The 21,049-nt window shown below is 35.9% G+C and carries 15 protein-coding genes; 12 read left to right on the top strand and 3 right to left on the bottom strand.

Annotated elements, in window-relative coordinates:
• The first annotated feature begins 2 nt into the window (after positions 1-2).
• The 4 genes from BM239_RS05040 to BM239_RS05025 are packed head-to-tail and all read left to right on the top strand — an operon-like array spanning position 3 to position 6,968.
• A complete protein-coding gene (locus BM239_RS05040) occupies positions 3-1,316 on the top strand; it encodes a sugar MFS transporter (RefSeq protein ID WP_092206788.1) in 1,314 nt (437 codons plus the stop codon).
• The gene (locus tag BM239_RS05035) at positions 1,309-3,642 is read left to right on the top strand and encodes a GH92 family glycosyl hydrolase (protein ID WP_245758192.1); all 2,334 of its coding nucleotides are present in this window, start codon (positions 1,309-1,311) and stop codon (positions 3,640-3,642) included. Before BM239_RS05040 ends, BM239_RS05035 begins: the two co-directional genes overlap by 8 nt.
• Positions 3,639-5,975, top strand: coding sequence for a GH92 family glycosyl hydrolase (locus tag BM239_RS05030; RefSeq protein ID WP_092206525.1), 2,337 nt, complete (start codon positions 3,639-3,641; stop codon positions 5,973-5,975). The genes BM239_RS05035 and BM239_RS05030 overlap by 4 nt, the downstream gene beginning before the upstream one ends.
• A 3-nt stretch (positions 5,976-5,978) precedes the next feature.
• A complete protein-coding gene (locus tag BM239_RS05025) occupies positions 5,979-6,968 on the top strand; it encodes an isoaspartyl peptidase/L-asparaginase family protein (RefSeq protein ID WP_092206524.1) in 990 nt (329 codons plus the stop codon).
• A gap of 51 nt (positions 6,969-7,019) precedes the next feature.
• On the opposite strand, the gene BM239_RS05020 is transcribed toward BM239_RS05025, so the two are convergent.
• Both BM239_RS05020 and cphA read right to left on the bottom strand, forming a co-directional pair.
• The gene (locus BM239_RS05020; RefSeq protein ID WP_092206523.1) at positions 7,020-8,426 is read right to left on the bottom strand and encodes an aldehyde dehydrogenase family protein; all 1,407 of its coding nucleotides are present in this window, start codon (positions 8,424-8,426) and stop codon (positions 7,020-7,022) included.
• A gap of 7 nt (positions 8,427-8,433) precedes the next feature.
• Positions 8,434-11,076 carry a cyanophycin synthetase gene (cphA, locus tag BM239_RS05015; protein WP_092206522.1) on the bottom strand — a complete coding sequence of 881 codons (2,643 nt, stop codon included), beginning with the start codon at positions 11,074-11,076 and terminating at the stop codon, positions 8,434-8,436.
• A 117-nt stretch (positions 11,077-11,193) separates the two neighbouring features.
• Here cphA and BM239_RS05010 point away from each other — a divergent pair, with 117 nt between their 5' ends.
• Positions 11,194-12,057: a cyanophycinase gene (locus BM239_RS05010; RefSeq protein ID WP_092206521.1), complete on the top strand. Its 864-nt coding sequence runs from the start codon at positions 11,194-11,196 to the stop codon at positions 12,055-12,057.
• A 271-nt stretch (positions 12,058-12,328) separates the two neighbouring features.
• On the opposite strand, the gene BM239_RS05005 is transcribed toward BM239_RS05010, so the two are convergent.
• Positions 12,329-13,258 carry an isoaspartyl peptidase/L-asparaginase family protein gene (locus BM239_RS05005; RefSeq protein ID WP_092206520.1) on the bottom strand — a complete coding sequence of 310 codons (930 nt, stop codon included), beginning with the start codon at positions 13,256-13,258 and terminating at the stop codon, positions 12,329-12,331.
• Between the two features lie 205 nt (positions 13,259-13,463).
• Between BM239_RS05005 and polA the strand changes: the two genes are divergently transcribed.
• The 7 genes from polA (at position 13,464) to pyrH (ending at position 20,987) form a co-directional block, all read left to right on the top strand.
• Positions 13,464-16,316 carry a DNA polymerase I gene (gene polA / locus BM239_RS05000; protein ID WP_092206519.1) on the top strand — a complete coding sequence of 951 codons (2,853 nt, stop codon included), beginning with the start codon at positions 13,464-13,466 and terminating at the stop codon, positions 16,314-16,316.
• Positions 16,317-16,364: 48 nt separating this feature from the next.
• Positions 16,365-16,679, top strand: coding sequence for a hypothetical protein (locus tag BM239_RS04995; RefSeq protein WP_092206518.1), 315 nt, complete (start codon positions 16,365-16,367; stop codon positions 16,677-16,679).
• A 495-nt stretch (positions 16,680-17,174) separates the two neighbouring features.
• Positions 17,175-17,630 (top strand): 50S ribosomal protein L13, encoded by a 456-nt coding sequence (gene rplM, locus BM239_RS04985; protein ID WP_092206516.1) that lies wholly within the window; start codon positions 17,175-17,177, stop codon positions 17,628-17,630.
• Positions 17,630-18,016 carry a 30S ribosomal protein S9 gene (gene rpsI / locus BM239_RS04980; RefSeq protein ID WP_092206515.1) on the top strand — a complete coding sequence of 129 codons (387 nt, stop codon included), beginning with the start codon at positions 17,630-17,632 and terminating at the stop codon, positions 18,014-18,016. Before rplM ends, rpsI begins: the two co-directional genes overlap by 1 nt.
• 193 nt (positions 18,017-18,209) lie before the next feature.
• Positions 18,210-18,983 (top strand): 30S ribosomal protein S2, encoded by a 774-nt coding sequence (gene rpsB / locus BM239_RS04975; RefSeq protein ID WP_092206787.1) that lies wholly within the window; start codon positions 18,210-18,212, stop codon positions 18,981-18,983.
• Between the two features lie 100 nt (positions 18,984-19,083).
• Positions 19,084-20,049 carry a translation elongation factor Ts gene (gene tsf / locus BM239_RS04970; protein WP_092206514.1) on the top strand — a complete coding sequence of 322 codons (966 nt, stop codon included), beginning with the start codon at positions 19,084-19,086 and terminating at the stop codon, positions 20,047-20,049.
• Positions 20,050-20,279: 230 nt separating this feature from the next.
• Positions 20,280-20,987: a UMP kinase gene (pyrH, locus tag BM239_RS04965; RefSeq protein WP_092206513.1), complete on the top strand. Its 708-nt coding sequence runs from the start codon at positions 20,280-20,282 to the stop codon at positions 20,985-20,987.
• Positions 20,988-21,049 lie beyond the last annotated feature (62 nt).

Here is a 21,049-nt window from a genome sequence, read left to right as displayed (position 1 = left end):
TTATGAACCAACAAAAATCTTATCGCTCCTCATTCATTCTTCTAACTATATTATTTTTCCTTTGGGGATTTATAACAGTTTTAGTCGATTCTTTAATTCCAAGATTACGTGAGTTATTTACACTCACCTATTTCCAAGCAGGATTGGTACAGTTTGCTTTTTTCGGTGCTTACTTTTTATTATCAGTTCCAGCGAGTTATATTTTATCGAAAATCGGTTATAAAAAAGGTATTATTTTAGGGTTGTTAACCATGGCTCTAGGTTGTTTACTATTTTATCCTGCTGCCTCATACCGAGTATTTGGTATTTTCATGTTAGCTTATTTTATTTTAGCTGCAGGAATAACTGTTTTGCAAGTAGCTGCCAATCCGTTTGTAGCTGTTTTAGGTTCTGAAGAAGGTGCTTCAAGTCGTTTAAATTTATCGCAAGCCTTTAACTCTCTAGGAACTGCCATTGCTCCAGCCGTTGGAGCTTTATTTATTTTAAGCGATAGAATTAAAACTAAAGATGAAATTGCTGCCTTAACGGGTGCTGCAAAAGATAATTACCTAACAACCGAAGCCTCTGCAGTTCAAACACCTTTTTTAGGTTTGGCTTTATTTATTGTTTTTATAGCTGGTATTTTTCTATTTGCAAAACTCCCAAAAATGATAAGCGACGAAAACACAGGTTCTTATTCGGAAGCCTTCAAAAACAAAAATTTAATGCTAGGTGTTTTAGGGATTTTCTTTTATGTAGGTGCCGAAGTTGCTATAGGAAGTTATTTGGTGAACTATTTTCTAGATATGAATCTAGTAACTGTTATTAAGGGAAATAGCCTCATGAAATCCATAGCAGAAAGCATTCTTAACTCGGGAATTACAGAAAGTGATAACAAAGCCATTGTTGGTGTTTTTGTAACGTTTTATTGGTCTGGTGCCATGATAGGACGTTTTATAGGTGCCTATTTAACAAAAATCATGAAACCAGGAAATGTATTAGGCATTTTTGCAACCATTGCCATGATACTCATTCTTATTTCTATTAGTTCAACAGGATTGCTAAGCATGTGGAGCATATTAGCTGTTGGGCTGTTCAATTCTATCATGTTCCCAACTATTTTTGCTTTAGCCATTAACGGTATTGGCTCTTTAAAACCAAAAGCCTCTGGTTTGCTATGCATGGCTATTGTTGGAGGTGCTATTATTCCTCCTTTTTTCGGACTGCTAACAGACTATGTAGGATTTAAAATAGCGCTTATTTTTATTATGGTTTGTTATGGTTACATTCTATGGTATGGAATTAAAAATTCTAAAAAAAACTTACTCGATGCTTAAAAAATTGACATTATTATTAGTAATTATTGGATTGGCTTTTTCATGTAAAAAAGAAACACCTTTAATAGAAAACACAGAGAAAACAACCACTATTGATACGTTAAAAACATATTACACACAATATGTAAACCCATTTATTGGAACCAGTAAAATGGGACACGTTTTCCCAGGTGCAACAGCGCCTTTTGGAATGGTTCAATTAAGTCCACAAACCAATTTTGAAGTCATGTTTGAAGATGGAAAATACAATACAGAAACCTACGCGTATTGTGCAGGTTATCAACATAAGGACTCAACAATTATTGGTTTTGCACATACCAACTTTAGTGGTACAGGGCATTCGGATTTAGGCGATTTACTCGTCATGCCAACTACTGGAAATTTAGTTTTGGATCCATTAGAAACAAAAGAAGGTGAAAAAGGGTTTTATTCTACCTTTTTGCATAGCTCCGAAGAAGCCTCGCCAGGCTATTACAAGGTAGATTTAGATTCTTATGGTATTCAAGCCGAAATGACGGCTAGTGAACGCGTAGGCTTTCATCAGTATACCTTTCCAAAATCCAACGATGCACATATTGTTTTGGATCTGGTTTATAACGTTTATCATCACGACAATAAAAACGTGTGGACTTTTATTCGTGTGGAAAACGATTCCATGATTACAGGTTACCGACAAACAAAAGGTTGGGCTCGCGATAAAAAAGTGTTTTTTGCCATGCAGTTTTCAAAACCTTTTAAAAGCTATGGTCACAGAAAGTACGACCAAGTACTTTATGATGGTTTTTACAGAAAATTCAACCAATCAGAAAATTTTCCAGAAATGGCTGGTAAAGACATCAGAGCCTATTTTAATTTTGATACCGAAGCAGGTGAAAAAATTCAGTTAAAAATGGCCTTATCAAACGTGAGTTCTGCAGGTGCTTTAAAAAATCTGGAAGCTGAAATTCCGCATTGGGATTTCAACAAAACCTATGAAGAAACCAGTGATAAATGGAATGACGAACTTTCTAAAATTGAAGTCGAAACCCTTTCTGAAGAACAAAAAACAACCTTTTACACGGCTTTATATCACACCAATTTATCGCCAATTATTTATGAAGATGTTGATGGACAATACAGAGGTTTAGATCAAAACATTCATACTTCTGAAGGCTTTACCAATTATACTATTTTTTCACTCTGGGATACCTACAGAGCGTTACACCCTTTGTTCAATATTACGCAACCACAACGTAATAACCACATGATAAAAAGCATGTTAGCTCATCACGATCAAAGCGTGCATAGCATGTTACCTATTTGGAGTCATTATGCTAATGAAAACTGGTGCATGATTGGCTATCACGCAACATCTGTTATTGCAGATGCCATGGTTAAAAACGTGGGCGATTTCGATAGAAAACACGCCTTGCAAGCTTCTATAAACACAGCCAATGTTGATTATTTTGATGGGATTGGTTATTACAAAGAATACCAATATATCCCAGAAGACAAAAATGGCGCTTCGGTTTCTAAAACCTTGGAATATGCTTATGATGATTGGTGTATTGCACAAATGGCAAATACTATTGGAGATACTTCTGTTGAAACAGAATTCTTAAAACGCTCTGAATATTATAACAACGTCTTCGATAAATCTATTGGTTTTATGCGTCCAAAATTAGCCAACGGTTCTTTTAAAAAAGAATTTGATCCTTTAGACACACACGGCCAAGGTTTTATTGAAGGTAATGCTTGGAATTATGGATTGTATGTGCCACAAAACATCCCAAATATGATTCAGTTAATGGGCGGAAATGAGCGTTTTACGCAGCATTTAGATTCGCTTTTCACCATGGAATTGGACGATAAATACATTGAAAAAAACGAAGATATTACGCGAGATGGCCTAATTGGAAATTACGTACATGGCAATGAACCATCGCATCATGTTCCTTATTTATATAATTGGGCAGGACATCCTGAAAAAACACAAGCCAGAGTGCGCATGATTATGGATACCATGTACGGCCCAACAGTTGAAGGGTTATGTGGTAATGATGATGCTGGACAAATGAGTGCATGGTATGTATTTAGTAGTCTTGGATTTTACCCTGTTACGCCTGGTTCTCCTAATTACGCTTTGGGAAGTCCTTTGGTGAAAGAAGCCAAATTGCATTTAGATAATGGTAAAACACTAACCATTAAAGCTAAAAATCAAAGTACTAAAAATGTATATGTCAATCGTGTAACGTTAAATGGAAAGGCATTAAAGAAAAATACCATTTCTCATGCAGCGATTATGCAAGGTGGCAAACTTATTTTTGAAATGACTAATAATTTATGAATAAAAATATCTTAATCATTTTATTGATTTTTATTGTTTCGTCTTGCAACAAAACAACTGAAATTATTAAAGATAACAAAGTAAAAAAAGTTTCATTTGATCTTGTAGATTTTGTTAACCCACTCATGGGAACGGATTCCAAATACAGTTTATCTAATGGAAACACCTATCCTGCCATAGCTACACCTTGGGGTATGAATTTTTGGACACCCATGACCTCTAAAATGGGAGACGGTTGGACCTATAAATACAATGAAAATAAAATTCGTGGTATCAAGCAAACCCATCAACCAAGTCCGTGGATTAACGACTATGCAGCCTTTTCGTTTATGGCTGTTACTGGCGAATTGAAATACAAAGAGGACGAGCGTCAGTCTTGGTTTTCGCACAAGGCTGAAACCGTAAAACCGTATCATTATAAGGTTTATTTAGCGGATTACGATGTGGTTGCTGAAGTGGCTCCAACCGAACGCGCTGCACATTTTCAATTTACCTTTCCAAAAGCCGATTCATCTTACATTATGTTGGATGCTTTTTTTAAAGGTTCAATGGTAAAAATTATTCCTGAAGAACGCAAAATTATAGGCTATTGCAGAAATAATTCGGGAGGTGTTCCAGATAATTTTCACAATTATTTTGTAGCTGAATTTGATAAAGATTTTGAAATTACCCATACATGGGCAGACGATTGGAAACTACAGGAAAACTCAACCAATAGTGAAGGCAAGCACGTAGGAGCCATTGTTGGTTTTAAAACAACAAAAGGCGAAATGGTACATATAAAAGTAGCTTCATCTTTTATCAGTCCAGAGCAAGCACAATTAAATTTAAATCGGGAAATTGGTGATGATTCTTTTAAAACTACTAAACAAAAGGCCAAATCAGCTTGGGAAACCGAACTTCAAAAAATTGAAATTGAAGATACTAACACAGACAACCTAAAAACGTTTTATTCCTGTTTATATCGTGTGTTATTATTCCCAAGAAAATTTTACGAACATGATGCCAACAACAAGGTAGTGCATTACAGTCCTTATAATGGACAAGTAGAAAATGGTTATATGTTTACCGACAATGGATTTTGGGACACGTTTAGAGCAGTTTATCCATTTTTCAACATGATGTACCCTGAACTGAACAGCCAGATTATGGAAGGTTTAGCCAATACCTATAAAGAATCGGGTTGGTTGCCGGAATGGGCAAGTCCTGGACATCGTGATTGCATGATTGGTTCCAACTCGGCTCCAATAATTGCAGATGCATATTTAAAAGGGAATATGAAAGATAAGGATGTGAATGTGCTTTTTGAAGCCATCTTAAAAAATGCCCAAGTGGAAGCAGGTAGACCTGCAAGTTCCGTTGGTCGTGAAGGTTTAAATTATTATATCGATTTGGGTTATGTGCCTTATAATGTGGGTGTCAATGAAAATGTAGCTAGGACTTTGGAATATGCTTATGCCGATTTTACCATAGCTCAAATGGCAGAAAAACTAGGTAAAAAAGATATAGCGAACACCTTCCTCAAGCAATCTCAAAACTATAAAAACGTTTTTGATGCATCTACCAACTGGATGCGTGGCAAAAATGAAGATGGTAGTTTTCAATCGCCTTTTAATCCTTTAAAATGGGGAGATGCTTTTACTGAAGGGAATAGCTTGCATTATACTTGGTCTGTTTTTCATGATATTCAAGGTTTAATTGATTTAATGGGAGGGAAAACCAATTTTATCAACCAATTAGATACTGTTTTTAACATGCCACCAGATTTCGACGATTCGTATTATGGAGTAACCATACATGAAATTCGCGAAATGCAAATCGTAAATATGGGAAATTATGCACATGGCAATCAACCCATTCAACACATGATTTATTTGTATAATTATGCTGGTGTTCCTTATAAAACACAAGAAAAAATTCATGATGTATTATCCAAGCTTTATTCGGCCACACCTGATGGTTATTGTGGTGATGAAGACAATGGGCAAACCTCGGCTTGGTATGTTTTTAGTGCTTTAGGGTTTTATCCAGTTACACCAGCAACCGACCAATATATTATAGGAAGTCCGTTGTTTGACAAAGCAACGCTTCATCTAGAAAATGGAAATACCTTCGTTATAAAAACTGATAATCGTTCAGAAAACCATTTTTACATCCATTCAACAACTTTTAACGGAAAACCATACACTCATAATTATCTATCTTACGATATGATTCAAAATGGCGGTACATTCAATTTTAATATGCAAAATACACCTAGCCAAGAATGGGGAAGTGAGGAAGCTGATTTGCCGTATTCTTTAAGCAAAGATTTTAATGAAAACAAAAATTAAAATATGAAACGCAGAAACTTTATAAAAAGAGCATCACTTACAGGTGTAGGAATAGCTGTAGGAAGTACATTTATTGGATATTCTAAAACTCCCTTTAAGAATTCTTTAAAAAATAAAGCTACACTACCTTTGGTTATTGCTACTTGGCATGTAAAAAATGCGACCACCAAAGCCATGGAAATCTTACAAAATGGCGGAACAGCCTTAGATGCTGTAGAACAAGGTTGCATGGTTGAGGAAGCTGATGTTAAAAATCAATCTGTTGGAAAAGGTGGTCTACCTGATCGTGAAGGAAATGTAACTCTTGACGCCTGCATTATGAATAAAGATGGTGATTGCGGCTCTGTTGTTTATTTACAAAATATTACCCACGCGGTTTCCATTGCCAGAAAAGTTATGGAGGACACGCCTCATGTTATGTTAGCAGGAAAAGGCGCTGAACAATATGCGTATGATTTAGGCTTTAAAAAAGAAAATCTTCTAACCGAGTCTTCAAAAAAAGCATGGGAGGAATGGAAAAAAGAATCCAAATACAAACCTATTATAAACATAGAAAACCATGATACAATTGGTATGTTGGCTATTGATAAAAACGGCGATATTTCTGGCGCTTGTACCACCAGTGGATTGGCTTATAAAATGGCTGGACGCGTTGGCGATAGCCCAATTATAGGCTCTGGCTTATTTATAGATAATGAAATTGGTGGTTGTGTGGCTACAGGTTTAGGCGAAGAAGTGGTAAAAACTGTTGGCAGCTTTTTGGTGGTTGAATTGATGCGCCAAGGCAAATCACCACAAGAAGCCTGCGAAGAAGCCATTAAACGGATTGTAAAAAAACCCAATAGCGATTATAAGAATTTTCAAGTCGGCTATATTGCCGTGAACAAACAAGGCGAAACGGGGAGTTATTCCATTCACCAATGGTTTAGTATGACCAAATTTCAAGCTGGTGTAAATGAACAGATTCAGTCGGATTATTTTTTAAAAGAATAATACAATCGAAATTCATTACTTGCAGCCAACAGCCAGATGGTAAACTAATTTTTAAAGCCACTTAATCGTTAAGTCTACCAACTTCTGTTTCCAGCTATTATAAGGAGGCATCAGCAAATCTACAGCGCCAATAGTAAGTTGTTTTAAAACCGAACGTTGGTTGGTAAACTCACGAAACCCGAAAATACCATGCGACTTCCCTATTCCGCTATTATTGGAACCGCCAAAGGGCAAATTATGATTTAAAAACTGCAATAAATTATGGTTCACACAGGTACTTCCGGCTCGTGTGTTTTCAATAACAAAATCAATCACTTTATTTTTTTTACTGAAAATATAAAGCGCTAACGGTTTTTCATTTGAATTGACATAATCAACTGCTTCTTCAATGGTTTTATAAGTTTTAAGTGGTAATATAGGACCAAAAATTTCTTCCTGTAATAAAGTCGCTTCTTCAGGAATTCCACTAATTAATGTTGGCTCCATATAACAATCGGAAGGATTGGTTCTGCCTCCCGATTCAATAACACTTCCTTTTTGTTTCGCATCTTCCAAGCTGTTGGTTAAACGCTCAAAATGTTTTTTGTTTACAATGCGACTGTAAGAATCTGAACTTTCAGGATTATCAGAATAAAAAGCATGAACTTCTTTTTTGAATAATTTTATAAAATCAGGTTTAAGCGACTCTTGGATTAGCACATAATCTGGTGCAATACAAGTTTGTCCAGCATTGGTACATTTACCATAAACAATTTTTTGAACAGCTTTCTCTAAATTTGAAGAATCATCAATAATAGCTGGCGATTTTCCGCCTAATTCCAACGTTACAGACGTTAAGTTTTTGGAAGCAGCTTTCATCACAATTTTCCCAACCGCTGGTGAACCGGTGAAGAATATATGATTAAAAGGCAGTTCTAGTAAAGCTGTAGATGTTTCTACTTCGCCTTCAACCAAAGCAATTTCATTGTCCTCAAATAAATCGGCAACAATTCTTGCCATAATTTTGGAGGTATTCGGAGTCATTTCCGAAGGCTTCAAAACCACTGTGTTTCCGCCTGCAATAGCAGAAACAAGCGGACCAAATGTGAGATTTATAGGATAGTTCCAAGGCGAAATAATTAAACATACGCCTTTGGGTTCATTAACTATATAGGAGCTACTTCCTAACATAGAAATAGGTGTAGCCACTTTTTCTGGTTTTAACCACGCTTTTAAATTAGAAATGGTGAATTTAATTTCATCAATTACAGGATAAATCTCTGTTAAATCTGTTTCTAAATGTGGTTTTTTAAAATCTTGAAAAAGCGCTTCCCGAATGGCTTGTTTGTAGGTGTTTTCTAAAGCATGTTGTAGACGCTTCAATTTGGCAATCCGTTCTTTGTAAGTGGTATTACCAATCTGATACTGCTGTGCTTTCTGCTTTTTAAATAATTCTAAAAAAGGATTTTCTTGACTCATATAATTATTAATCGGCTTTAAATGGTTCGCCTTTAGAATCTTGTTCCTTAAACTTTTGTACCAGTTCCAAGGCATCAGGAATCACATCACTGCATAGAATAATTAATGAATCTTTAACGGCATTATTTACAGCAAAGGTGATAGCTTCTTTTTCAGATGGAATAATAGTGGTTTTCTTATTTGGATCTTTAGATTGGATTCCGTCATTTAGTAGTTTAATGAGTTCTTCTTCTGTTCTTCCGCGTAAGCGCTTATCCTGGCGAATAATAATTTCGTCAAACATATCAGCTGCTATACTGCCTATTTGATTGGTATCTTCATCACGTCTATCGCCTACACCTGCAATGATTCCCACTTTTACGGAACAATCCATGGTGTCTGTAAATTTCTTTAAAGCCAACATACCAGCTGGATTATGCGCATAGTCTAACAAAATAGTAAAGTTTTTAAATTCGAATAAATTTAAACGACCAGGTGTTTGTGTTGCAGAAGGTATAAAAGTTTCCAAGCCAGCTTTCATATCTTCAATACTAATACCTTGAACGTGGGCACCTAAAATAGCTGCCAACACATTCTGAATCATAAAGGTTGCTTTTCCGCCATAGGTTAATGGAATATTTTCAGCTTTCATGATACGCATTTTCCATTCGCCACGACAAATGGTTACATAACCATCTTCATAGATTGCCGTAATGCCATTTAAACGTTGCATAGCTTTTATGCGTGGATTATTTTCATCCATGGAAAACAAGGCTACATGACAATTTACGGAACGACGCATATCATAGACTAAATCATCATCAGCATTTAAAATAGCATAGCCATCTGGTAATACAGTTTCTGGAATAACGCCTTTAGCTTTAGCTAATTGCTCAATTGTATGAATGCCTTTTAGCCCTAAATGGTCGGCTGCAACATTGGTAACAATCCCCACATTACATTTTTTAAAACCAAGTCCAGCACGTAATAAACCACCTCGTGCACACTCCAAAACGGCAAAATTTACGGTTGGATCTTTTAGTACAAACTCCGCACTTGCAGGACCAGTACAATCGCCTGTCATGAGTAATCGGTTTTGAATGTAAACACCATCACTAGTAGTATATCCAACCCGATACCCTTTCATTTTAGCAATATGTGCCATTAAACGTGTGGTTGTGGTTTTTCCGTTTGTTCCGGTTATGGCAACAATTGGAATCCGTCCTGTATCTCCAGGATTTGGAAATAACTTATCAATTACATGACCTGCTACATTACGAGGCAACCCTTTGGTTGGTGCTAAATGCATTCTAAACCCAGGACCAGCATTAACTTCTAGAACAGCACCTCCAGTATCGGAAAGAGGTTGTGTAATATCTGTTGTCATGACATCAATACCACAAATATCTAAATCTATTATTTTTGAAATACGTTCAGCCATACTTACATTAGCTGGATGGACAATATCTGTAACATCTTCGGCCGTTCCTCCTGTGCTTAAATTGGCAGTATCTTTAAGAATAAGCATATCATCTTTAGGAATTACCGAATCTAACGTATATCCAGCATCTTTAATTATGGTTTTTGTTAAATCGTTTATCGTGATTTGCGTCAACACATTTTCATGACCATAACCACGTCTTGGGTCAGAATTTACAATATCCACCAATTCTTGAACGGTTGATTTTCCATCCCCTATTACATGAGCTGGAGTACGTTTAGCTGCTGCCACTAACTTATTGTTTATAACTAATAATCGGTAATCCTCACCCTTAATAAATTTTTCAACAATTATGGCTCCGCTTTTTGAGCTTTCTTTGGCGTGATGAAATGCTTGAAGCGCATCGTCATAATTTTGAATATCTACGGTTATACCTCGTCCATGATTACCATCAATAGGCTTAATAACCAATGGAAAACCAACATAACGGCATGCTTCCTCCAAACTCCGTTCTCGACGAATAATATCACCTCTAGGCACTTCTACTTCTGCCTGTTCTAATAGAAATTTGGTATCCTCTTTATCACAAGCTAATTCAACACCTATACTACTGGTTTCAGACGTTACCGTTGCTTGAATTCGTTTCTGATTAGCACCATACCCTAACTGGCATAATGAATACTTATTCAAGCGAATCCAGGGTATACCACGCGCTTCAGCTTCTTCAACAATAGAGCCGGTACTTGGACCTAAACGTTCTTGTTCTCGCAATTCACGCATATGCTGAATATCATCAGTCATATCATACGGTTCTCCTTTAATTAAGGCTTCACATATATCCACAGAAACTTTGGCTGCAAAACGCCCAACAGATTCTTCCATATAAGCAAAAACAACACTGTAAACACCATCTTCACCATAACCACGTGTTCTACCAAAACCGACATCCATACCAGCAAGGGTTTGAATTTCTAGAGCAATATGTTCTATAATATGTCCCATCCAAGTACCATCCTTAACACGTTGAAAAAAGCCACCTGCTTCACCTACCGAACAACGATGCTCATACATAGTGGGAAACATGGTTGTTAACCGCTCATAAAAACCATCAATTTTATTGGATGGTCGTGACTCCATGTCTTCGAGGTCTAAAACCATAACAATTAATTTATGACGACGGACAGACCAATAATTCGGCCCTCTCATGGCATTGATTTCTCTTATTCTCATGTAATGTGTTATTTAGGTTGGAAAATGAATAGTCATAAATATAGAATTTTTTAACTAAATAAGTTTAATTTTGTAATCTGATTTTATATTATCAGACATTAATAGCAAATAAAAGGTATGCAACACGTAAAAGGAACACTAATTCCCATTGGTGGAAATGAAGATAAGGGGTTTGAGGATGATGAAATTCACCGATTGGATTACATAGAAGAAGGTATTTTAGCCCATGTCGTTGAAGAAGCGGGTGGAATAGATGCCAAAATCATTGTTATTCCAACAGCCTCTAGCATCCCAATAGAAGTTGGTGAAAATTACTTAACAGCCTTTGCTACATTGGGTTGCAAAAATGTTACGGTTTTAGATATCCGAACGCAAGCAGATTCTGAAAAAGCAGATTTTATTCAGCATATTAAAACGGCAGATTGTATTATGTTTTCAGGAGGCGACCAGTCTAAAATATCTAAATATATTGGTGGCTCAACCATTCATACAGTACTTCTAGAACGTTACAAAAACGATGCTGGATTTGTAATTGCTGGAACCAGTGCAGGTGCTATGATGATGGCAGAAGAAATGGTTTCTGGTGGCAGTGCTGCTAAAGCCTTTTTAAAAGGCGCTGTAAAAATGCGCAAAGGACTGGCTTTAATTCCTGAATTAATTATTGACACACACTTTATTCAACGTGGCCGTTTTGGACGCATTTCAGAAGCCGTCGCTAAATTCCCAAGTTTAATAGGTTTTGGTTTAGCTGAAGATACTGGTATGATAATAAAAAACGGAAATTCCTGTACTGTTATAGGCTCTGGAATGGTGATTGTTTTTGATGGCAAAAATCTTACACATAATAACGAAAAAGTATTAGAACTAGGAACACCAATGACCATGACAAATTTAACCGTTCATGTGCTTTCTAATGGTGACCAGTATGACATTAATAAACGACAAGTAACGGTTTTACCGATAGAGGCGCCTTTTATTTAAATACATTCCTGCGAAAGCAGGAATATCAATTTTCAATGCATATAAATTATTAGGTTTATTCTAACCCACTGCGTTAGCGATTGAAGCGGCATCCTTTTTTGAGATACAAAAAAAAAGATATAGCGGAAAGCGCGACCTTTAGGTAACGCCCAAAAAGGAATAACAATTTATGTTTCTTAAATACAGCGCGACCAGTTTGCTTGATGTAATACGGGTGTTTTGATTTGAATACTGTTTTAGTAAATACAAGATTCCTGCCTGCGCAGGAATTTTATTTGTAAATAGAAATCTCATTAACACCTAATGAGGTTTTTTGTCCGCGATACATCCCTTCCGTATTAAACGGCATAGCAATATTGCCTTTAGCATCCACGGCAATTAAACCACCATCACCACCAATTTCTAAAATACGTTTGTTGATGACTTCATGAGCAGCATCCTGTAAACTCATATTTTTGTGTTCTATTAAACAAGCTACATCATAAGCTACAACACCACGAATAAAAAACTCACCACTTCCTGTACATGAAATAGCACAAGTTTTATTATTGGCATAATTTCCAGCACCTACCATAGGACTATCGCCTACGCGTCCCCATTTTTTATTAGTCATGCCTCCTGTAGATGTTGCTGCTGCAATATTTCCGTTTACATCGCAAGCCACAGCGCCAACGGTTCCAAATTTAGAATCTTTCTTTTTAGCATGGTCTAATTGAAAACTATCTGTATCTTTTATTTCTAACCATTGTTTATGACGAAATTCATCATAAAAATAATTGCTATCTTCTAATTTATATCCCAATTCTTTGGCGAAACGCATGGCTCCTTCACCAGCTAAAAATACATGCTCACTTTTTTCCATGACATCTTTTGCCAGACTAATCGGATTTTTAATGCCTGAAATTAAACTCACAGCTCCAGCGTTTAATGATTTTCCGTCCATGATACAAGCATCCATTTCGTGGGTTTCTTCAGCAGTAAAAACACTGCCTTTACCAGCATTAAATAATGGCGAATTTTCCAACACCATAACTGCTTCTTCTACCGCATTCACAGCTGTTCCTCCAGTTTCTAATATGGTATAACCGGCTTCTAAAGCAACTTTTAATGCCTGTTTGTATTTTAGTTCTAATTCGGGAGTCATCATGCCTTTTACCAAGGTTCCTGCGCCACCATGTATGGCTATTGATAATGTATTCATTTATGTATTTTTAACTGTGGAAAATTACAAATAGAAAATGAAATGCCACCTAAAAAGCATAAGTTTTTGTAGATTTGATGCGCTTGTCAGTTGGCGTACGACTTGGTGTTTTTTTTCTGAATTTTTTATTCATAAAACACCTTTCGTCCCGATAAAAATCGGGAATGCTTAAGGTGACATTCTATATTCAATTTAAAATTTACACATGTCAGATAAAAAACGACTTTTCTTGGTTGATGCATATGCTCTTATTTTCCGTGGCTATTATGCGTTTATTAAAAACCCACGAATTAACTCAAAAGGTACAGACACCTCTGCTATAATGGGATTCATGAATTCCCTTTTGGATGTTATTAAACGTGAACGCCCAGACCATTTAGCGGTTTGCTTTGATAAAGGTGGTAGTGCAGATCGTGTGGAAATGTACGAGGAGTACAAAGCTAATCGTGATGAAACACCCGAAGCTATAAAAATTGCCATTCCTTATATTCAGGAAATCCTTAAAGCTATGCACATTCCCATCATGGTAAAAGAAGGTTTTGAAGCCGATGATGTTATTGGCACACTCTCCAAGCAAGCTGAAAAAGAAGGTTACCAAACGTTTATGGTAACACCTGATAAAGATTTTGCTCAATTAGTTTCAGATAATATTTTTATGTATCGTCCAAAATCATTTGGTGGTGGTTATGAAGTTTGGGGCATTCCTGAAGTTCAGAAAAAGTTTGAAGTGGAACATCCAGAACAGGTAATTGACTTTCTGGGTATGATGGGAGATTCATCTGACAACATCCCAGGACTACCAGGTGTTGGCGAAAAAACAGCTAAAAAATTCATTAAAGCTTATGGCAGTATGGAAGGTCTCTTGGCAAACACCCATGAGCTAAAAGGTAAAATGAAAGAAAAAGTAGAAGGCGCTAAAGAACTAGGCTTACTTTCTAAAGAACTCGCACGAATTATGCTAGATGTTCCTGTGGAATTTAATGCGAAAGATTTTGAGTTAGACCAACCAGATATTCCTAAAGTCACCGAAATTTTTCAAGAATTAGAATTTAGACGTTTAATTGACAACTTCTTAAAAACTTTTGCAACTGAAGACCATTCTTCAACCAACAAAACCGAAACAACAAAAACTGAAAACAAAGCCAAGCCTAAAGAAACCGCTTCGGCTGGTGCCGGCCAATTTTCGTTGTTTGGCGGAGATCCTTCAAGCGCTCCAGAAACCGAAACCACAACTACTTTCACCAGAAAAACGGCTGAAACCACACCGCATTTCTATCAAAGCATTGCGCCTGGTATGGCTACTAATTTATTCATCAAAAACTTAATGAATCAAACAGCGGTTTGTTTTGATACCGAAACCACGGGACTCAATCCGTTAACAGCCGAATTGGTTGGAATTGCATTTTCTTGGGAAGTTGGCAAAGGGTTTTATTTACCAATTTCAGAAAACAAAGAAGAAGCGCAAGAACTACTGGAAGCCTTACGTCCATTTTTTGAGAATGAAGCTATTGAAAAGATCGGACAGAATTTAAAATACGATATTAAAGTCTTAGCTAAATACAAAATTACCGTTAAGGGCAAATTGTTTGATACCATGTTGGCACATTATCTAATTAATCCAGATATGCGGCATAATATGGACGTTCTTGCTGAAACGTATTTAAATTATTCGCCTATTCCTATAGAAACACTAATTGGAAAAAAAGGCAAAAATCAGAAAAGTATGCGCGAGGTACCTTTAGACATTCAAACCGAATATGCGGTTGAAGATGCTGACATAACCTTGCAGTTAAAAGAACTTTTTACCAAGGAACTCGGTGAAGCCAATACGCAAAAACTATTTGATGATATTGAAATTCCCTTATTACGCGTTTTAGCAGCCATGGAATTGGAAGGTATAAATTTAAATACCGATTTTTTAAATTCCTTGTCCGATCAACTGAATTCAGACATAGCCGATTTGGAACAAAAAATCTATAAAGAAGCTGGCGAAGAATTCAATATTGCGTCACCAAAACAATTAGGCGATATTTTATTTGATAAAATGAAATTGGTTGCAAAACCTAAAAAAACCAAAACAGGGCAGTATGCCACAGGTGAAGATATATTAAGCTACCTTGCTAAAGACCATGCTATTATTCAAAACATTTTAGATTTCCGAGGCCTTTCAAAATTAAAAAGCACCTATGTCGATGCGTTGCCGCTTCAGGTAGAACCATCAACAGGACGCGTGCATACGGATTACATGCAAACCGTTGCCGCCACGGGACGCTTAAGCAGTAATAATCCGAATTTACAGAATATTCCCATCCGCACCGAACGCGGACGGCAAGTACGAAAAGCCTTCGTTCCAAGAAACGATGATTACACCTTATTAGCTGCAGATTATAGCCAAATAGAATTGCGCATTATTGCTGCCTTGAGCGAAGAAGAAACCATGATTGAAGCCTTTAAGAACGGCGAAGACATCCATGCGTCTACGGCTTCAAAAGTTTTCAATGTGCCTATAGAAGAAGTCAGCCGCGAACAAAGAAGCAATGCGAAAACCGTAAATTTTGGTATTATATATGGTGTATCCGCTTTTGGGTTGAGCAATCAAACCGATTTAAATAGAACCGAAGCCAAGGAACTTATTGACACCTATTATGAAACCTACCCAAAACTGAAACGCTATATGGGATCGCAAGTGGATTTTGCGCGAGACCATGGTTATGTGCAAACGGTTTTAGGCAGACGTAGGTATTTAAAAGATATTAATTCAAGAAACGCTGTTGTTCGTGGTGCTGCCGAACGTAATGCGGTAAACGCTCCCATTCAAGGTAGTGCTGCTGACATTATTAAAATTGCTATGATTAATATTTTTAATAAGCTGAATGCTGGCAATTATAAAACCAAAATGCTTTTACAGGTACATGATGAATTGGTTTTTGATGTGTACAAACCCGAATTAGAAACTATTAAAACCTTGGTAAAAACCGAAATGGAAAGTGCTTTTAGTTTATCCGTTCCTTTAGATGTAGATATGGATATTGGTGATAATTGGCTGGAGGCGCATTAGTGTTAGATGTTAGAGAGAGAAAAAAAAGGGAATAAATAAACGGCACAAATGAAGAAGTGGAAAATAGCTTTTTGGTGTTGCTTGACAATTCTTGTTCTAATAACAATAATTTCTGCATATTCTATTATCGATCAAGCATACGCTTTGACCTATCAAAAAGTTTATTATACTGAAACAGAAAGTGATTTTGAAAATCTCATTGAAATTATTAATAAAACCGACTTGTCTAGAATCCAAATTGAAAATGTTTTCAAGAACCATGCTGATTATGAGTATATGGATTTTCAAAATGATACGATTTCTTTAAATCGAATATCATTGATATTTAAAAACGGTAAATTGAAAACTATTATAAGAGACTGAATTAAAAAGACAAAATAAACCTATGAATCTTGAAACTTTCATTTACGGTTACATTCCAATACTAATTGGTCTTTTGGGGATTTTAGTTTCAATTGGTTTTACCAGAAAAAATTTAAACATCTTGAATTTTATTTCTTCTATAGTAATTTCAATATCCAATTCTTTGGCAATTTATATGCTTATATCAATTTTGGCAGGCGCATATCCAACATTTATGCCTCATGCATTAATTCTAATCTCTACTATTCTGGTTTTAATTCAATACTTAATAAAAAGACGGAAATTAATTGGCTAATAACTCCTTTTCAATTACCATTTTCACAAGTACTTCAATAATTAAAAATCCACAAGTTCACCTCACAAATTAACGAGTAAAAAAGATATAAACAAAGTTATCAAAAATAACTCAGCGCACTATTTGGTAATCAAATATATAATCGTAAATTTGCAAACTCTTTTAAAGAGAGGAATGTTTAATTAGAAAAATTAATAAGTGTGGACACATTAAGCTACAAAACGATTTCAGCCAACAAAGCTACTGCTACTAAAGAGTGGGTTTTAGTTGATGCTGAAGGTCAAACATTAGGCCGTTTAGCTTCTAAAGTTGCAAAACTTTTAAGAGGAAAACATAAGCCTAACTTCACACCACACGTTGATTGCGGTGATAACGTAATTGTTATCAATTCGGAAAAAATCAACTTGACAGGAAACAAGTGGACGGAAAAAACATACATCCGTCATACAGGGTATCCAGGTGGACAAAGAAGTTTAACTGCTACTGAATTGTTTGGAAAAGATCCAGCAAGATTAGTAGAGAAATCAGTAAAAGGAATGTTACCTAAAAACAAATTAGGTGCTGAACTATTCCGTAACCTTAACGTTGTTGTTGGTACAGAGCATACACATGCTGCACAAAAGCCAAAAACAATTAACTTAAACGAATTCAATTAATGGAAGTAATTCACAAAATTGGCCGTAGAAAGACGGCTGTTGCTCGTGTATATGTTGCTCAGGGTACTGGCAAGATTACAGTGAACAAAAAAGACATGGCGGTATATTTTCCGACTGCAACATTGCAGTACAAAGTAAACCAACCTTTAGCTATGACTAACAATGATGGCAACTTTGATATTACAGTAAATGTATATGGAGGTGGTATAACAGGTCAAGCTGAAGCAATCCGTTTAGGATTATCTCGTGCAATGTGCGAGTTAGATCCTGAAAACAGATTAACGTTAAAGCCAGAAGGCTTATTAACTAGAGATCCTAGAATGGTTGAGCGTAAGAAATTCGGTCAGAAGAAAGCGCGTAAGAAATTCCAATTCTCGAAACGTTAATATTATCGAATGTTACTTTATCTGGGGTTTAATACTTCATAGTAAAGTACATTTCAAACAAAAAAATTAAACAGTTATTGTTGTCCTAGTGTAAAAACAGGATTTAGTTTAGCATCTAAATGATTCAGGCAATTTTTCAACGAAAAAGACCACTAAATCATTGCTAATTCAACAGAACGTAAACTATTACAAAATGGCAGTAGAAGTAAAAGAATTACTTGAAGCAGGTGTACACTTTGGTCACCTAACACGTAAGTGGGATCCAAACATGGCACCTTACGTATATATGGAGCGTAACGGCATCCATATTATCAACCTTTATAAAACAGCAGCAAAAATAGAAGAAGCCGGTGCAGCTTTAAGCAAAATAGCAGCCTCTGGTCGTAAAATTTTATTTGTAGCTACTAAAAAACAAGCTAAAGATATTGTAGCAGAAAAAGCAGCAGATATCAACATGCCTTACATCACTGAAAGATGGCCAGGTGGTATGCTTACAAACTTTGTTACTATTAGAAAAGCCGTTAAAAAAATGGCTACTATTGATAGAATGAAGAAAGATGGCACCTTCAATTCATTATCTAAAAAAGAACGTTTACAAGTAGATCGTCAACGTGCTAAATTAGAAAAGAATTTAGGTTCTATTTCAGATATGACACGTTTACCAGCCGCATTATTTGTAGTTGATATTAAGCGTGAGCACATTGCTATTAAAGAAGCTCAAAAATTAAACATTCCTATCTTTGCTATGGTAGATACCAACTCTGACCCTCGTCAAGTTGATTATGTTATTCCAGCAAATGATGATGCTTCTAAATCTATAGACAAAGTGTTAACACACGTTGCAGCCGCTATTTCTGGTGGTTTAGCTGAACGCAAAGCAGAAAAAGACGCTCCTAAAGCTGACAAAGATGCGCCAAAAGCAAAAAAAGCAGCTAAAAAAGAAGTTGTAAAAGACGAAGAAGAATAAAAAACTTAAGTAAAACAATACTAGAAAAGTCGTTTGATACCGTTTCCGTAAAGAAAACACGTTAAACGACTTTTTTAAATTTAAAATACATTTTCAAGCTATGGTAAAAGTAACAGCCGCAGAAGTAAATAAATTAAGACAAGCCACAGGTGCAGGTATGATGGACTGCAAAAAAGCTTTAGTAGAAGCTGAAGGCGATTTTGATAAAGCAATTGACGTATTACGTAAAAAAGGTCAGAAAGTAGCCGAAAAAAGAGCCGACAGAGAGTCCTCTGAAGGTGCTGCAGTCGCTAAAATTAACGATGCAAACACTGTAGGTGTTGCGCTTGTTTTAGGTTGCGAAACTGATTTCGTAGGAAAAAACGAAAGCTTTTTGGCGTTAGCGAACGAGCTAGCAGATGTTGCTATCAACTTTAATACTAAAGAAGACTTTTTAGCAGCCGATTTTAAAGGCATGACCGTTGCTGAAAAATTAGTTGAACAAACAGGTGTTGTTGGTGAAAAATTAGAAATCACCGCTTTTGAAAAATTAGAAGCACCTTACGTTGGGCAGTATGTTCACATTAATAAGATTGCAGCTTTAGTAGGATTAACAAAAGAAGTTGATAATGCTGAAACATTAGTAAAAGATGTTTCTATGCAAGTTGCTTCTATGGGAGCAACCTCATTATCTTACAAAAATTTCGATCCTGCTTATATAGCTTCAGAAACTGAAGCGCGTATTGCAGTTATTGAAAAAGATAATATTGAATTAGGTCGTTTAGGTAAAACACTTAAAAACGTACCTCAATATATTTCTATGGCACAATTAACACCAGAAGTTTTAGCACAAGCAGAAGCCGATGCAAAAGCAGAATTAAAAGCAGAAGGTAAGCCAGAACAAATTTGGGATAAAATTCTTCCAGGAAAAATGGAGCGTTTCATTTCAGATAACACCACGTTAGATCAAGAACAATGTTTATTAGATCAGCGTTTTATTAAAGATGAAAAACAAACGGTTGCACAATATGTAGAGTCTTTTAGCGATGTTGCCATTACCGATTTCAAACGTGTAACAGTAGGATAATATTTAAATTATCACGATATACTAAAGCCTTTCAAATTTTTGAGAGGCTTTTTTATTTTTTTTCATGTAAGTTTTAACAAAAAAATAAAATCTCGTTAGCATAAAAATATTTCGTGTTTTAAGTATGAAATCTCATTTTATAAAAAATTCAAAAAATAAAAAAATTATGTAGCTTTGCACAACGCTTTATTCCTGCCAAACGTAGGAATCTTATATATCTATAACAACACATGAAATACAACAGAATTCTTTTAAAATTATCTGGCGAAGCATTAATGGGTAATCGTCAATATGGTATTGATCCAGCACGTTTATCAGAATATGCAAATGACATAAAAGAAATTACAGATAAAGGGATCCAAGTTGCCATTGTTATTGGTGGTGGCAATATTTTTAGAGGTGTTGCAGGTGCTAGTAATGGTATGGATCGTGTTCAAGGTGACCACATGGGTATGTTAGCAACGGTTATAAATGGTTTAGCATTACAGAGTGCTTTAGAAAATGCTGGAGTGCCAACCCGTTTACAAACCGCTATTCATATTGAGGAAGTTGCCGAGCCTTTTATCCGAAGAAAAGCCATGCGCCATTTAGAAAAAGGACGTGTTGTTATTTTTGGAGGTGGAACTGGAAATCCGTATTTTACTACCGATTCAGCAGCCGTTTTAAGAGCTATTGAAATTGAAGCCGATGTTATTTTAAAAGGCACACGTGTAGATGGTATTTATACAGCTGATCCTGAAAAAGACTCCAAAGCCATTAAGTTTGACCATATTTCCTTTGATGATGTGTTGCGAAAGGGCCTAAAGGTTATGGATACAACTGCTTTTACATTAAGTCAGGAAAACGAATTGCCTATTATTGTTTTTGATATGAACAAAAAAGGAAACCTTTTAAAAGTGGTTTCAGGCGAAAATATTGGCACAAAAGTTAATTTATAATATTACATTTACGGTTTGGCCTGTTTTTTGAAACACGTTTAAAACTTATATAATTCTTTACA

Source organism: Algorimicrobium echini (assembly GCF_900115185.1).
Taxonomy (GTDB): domain Bacteria; phylum Bacteroidota; class Bacteroidia; order Flavobacteriales; family Flavobacteriaceae; genus Algorimicrobium; species Algorimicrobium echini.
The sequence above is the reverse complement of the archived record's forward strand: the minus strand, read 5'-3'. Positions and strand labels throughout refer to the sequence as shown.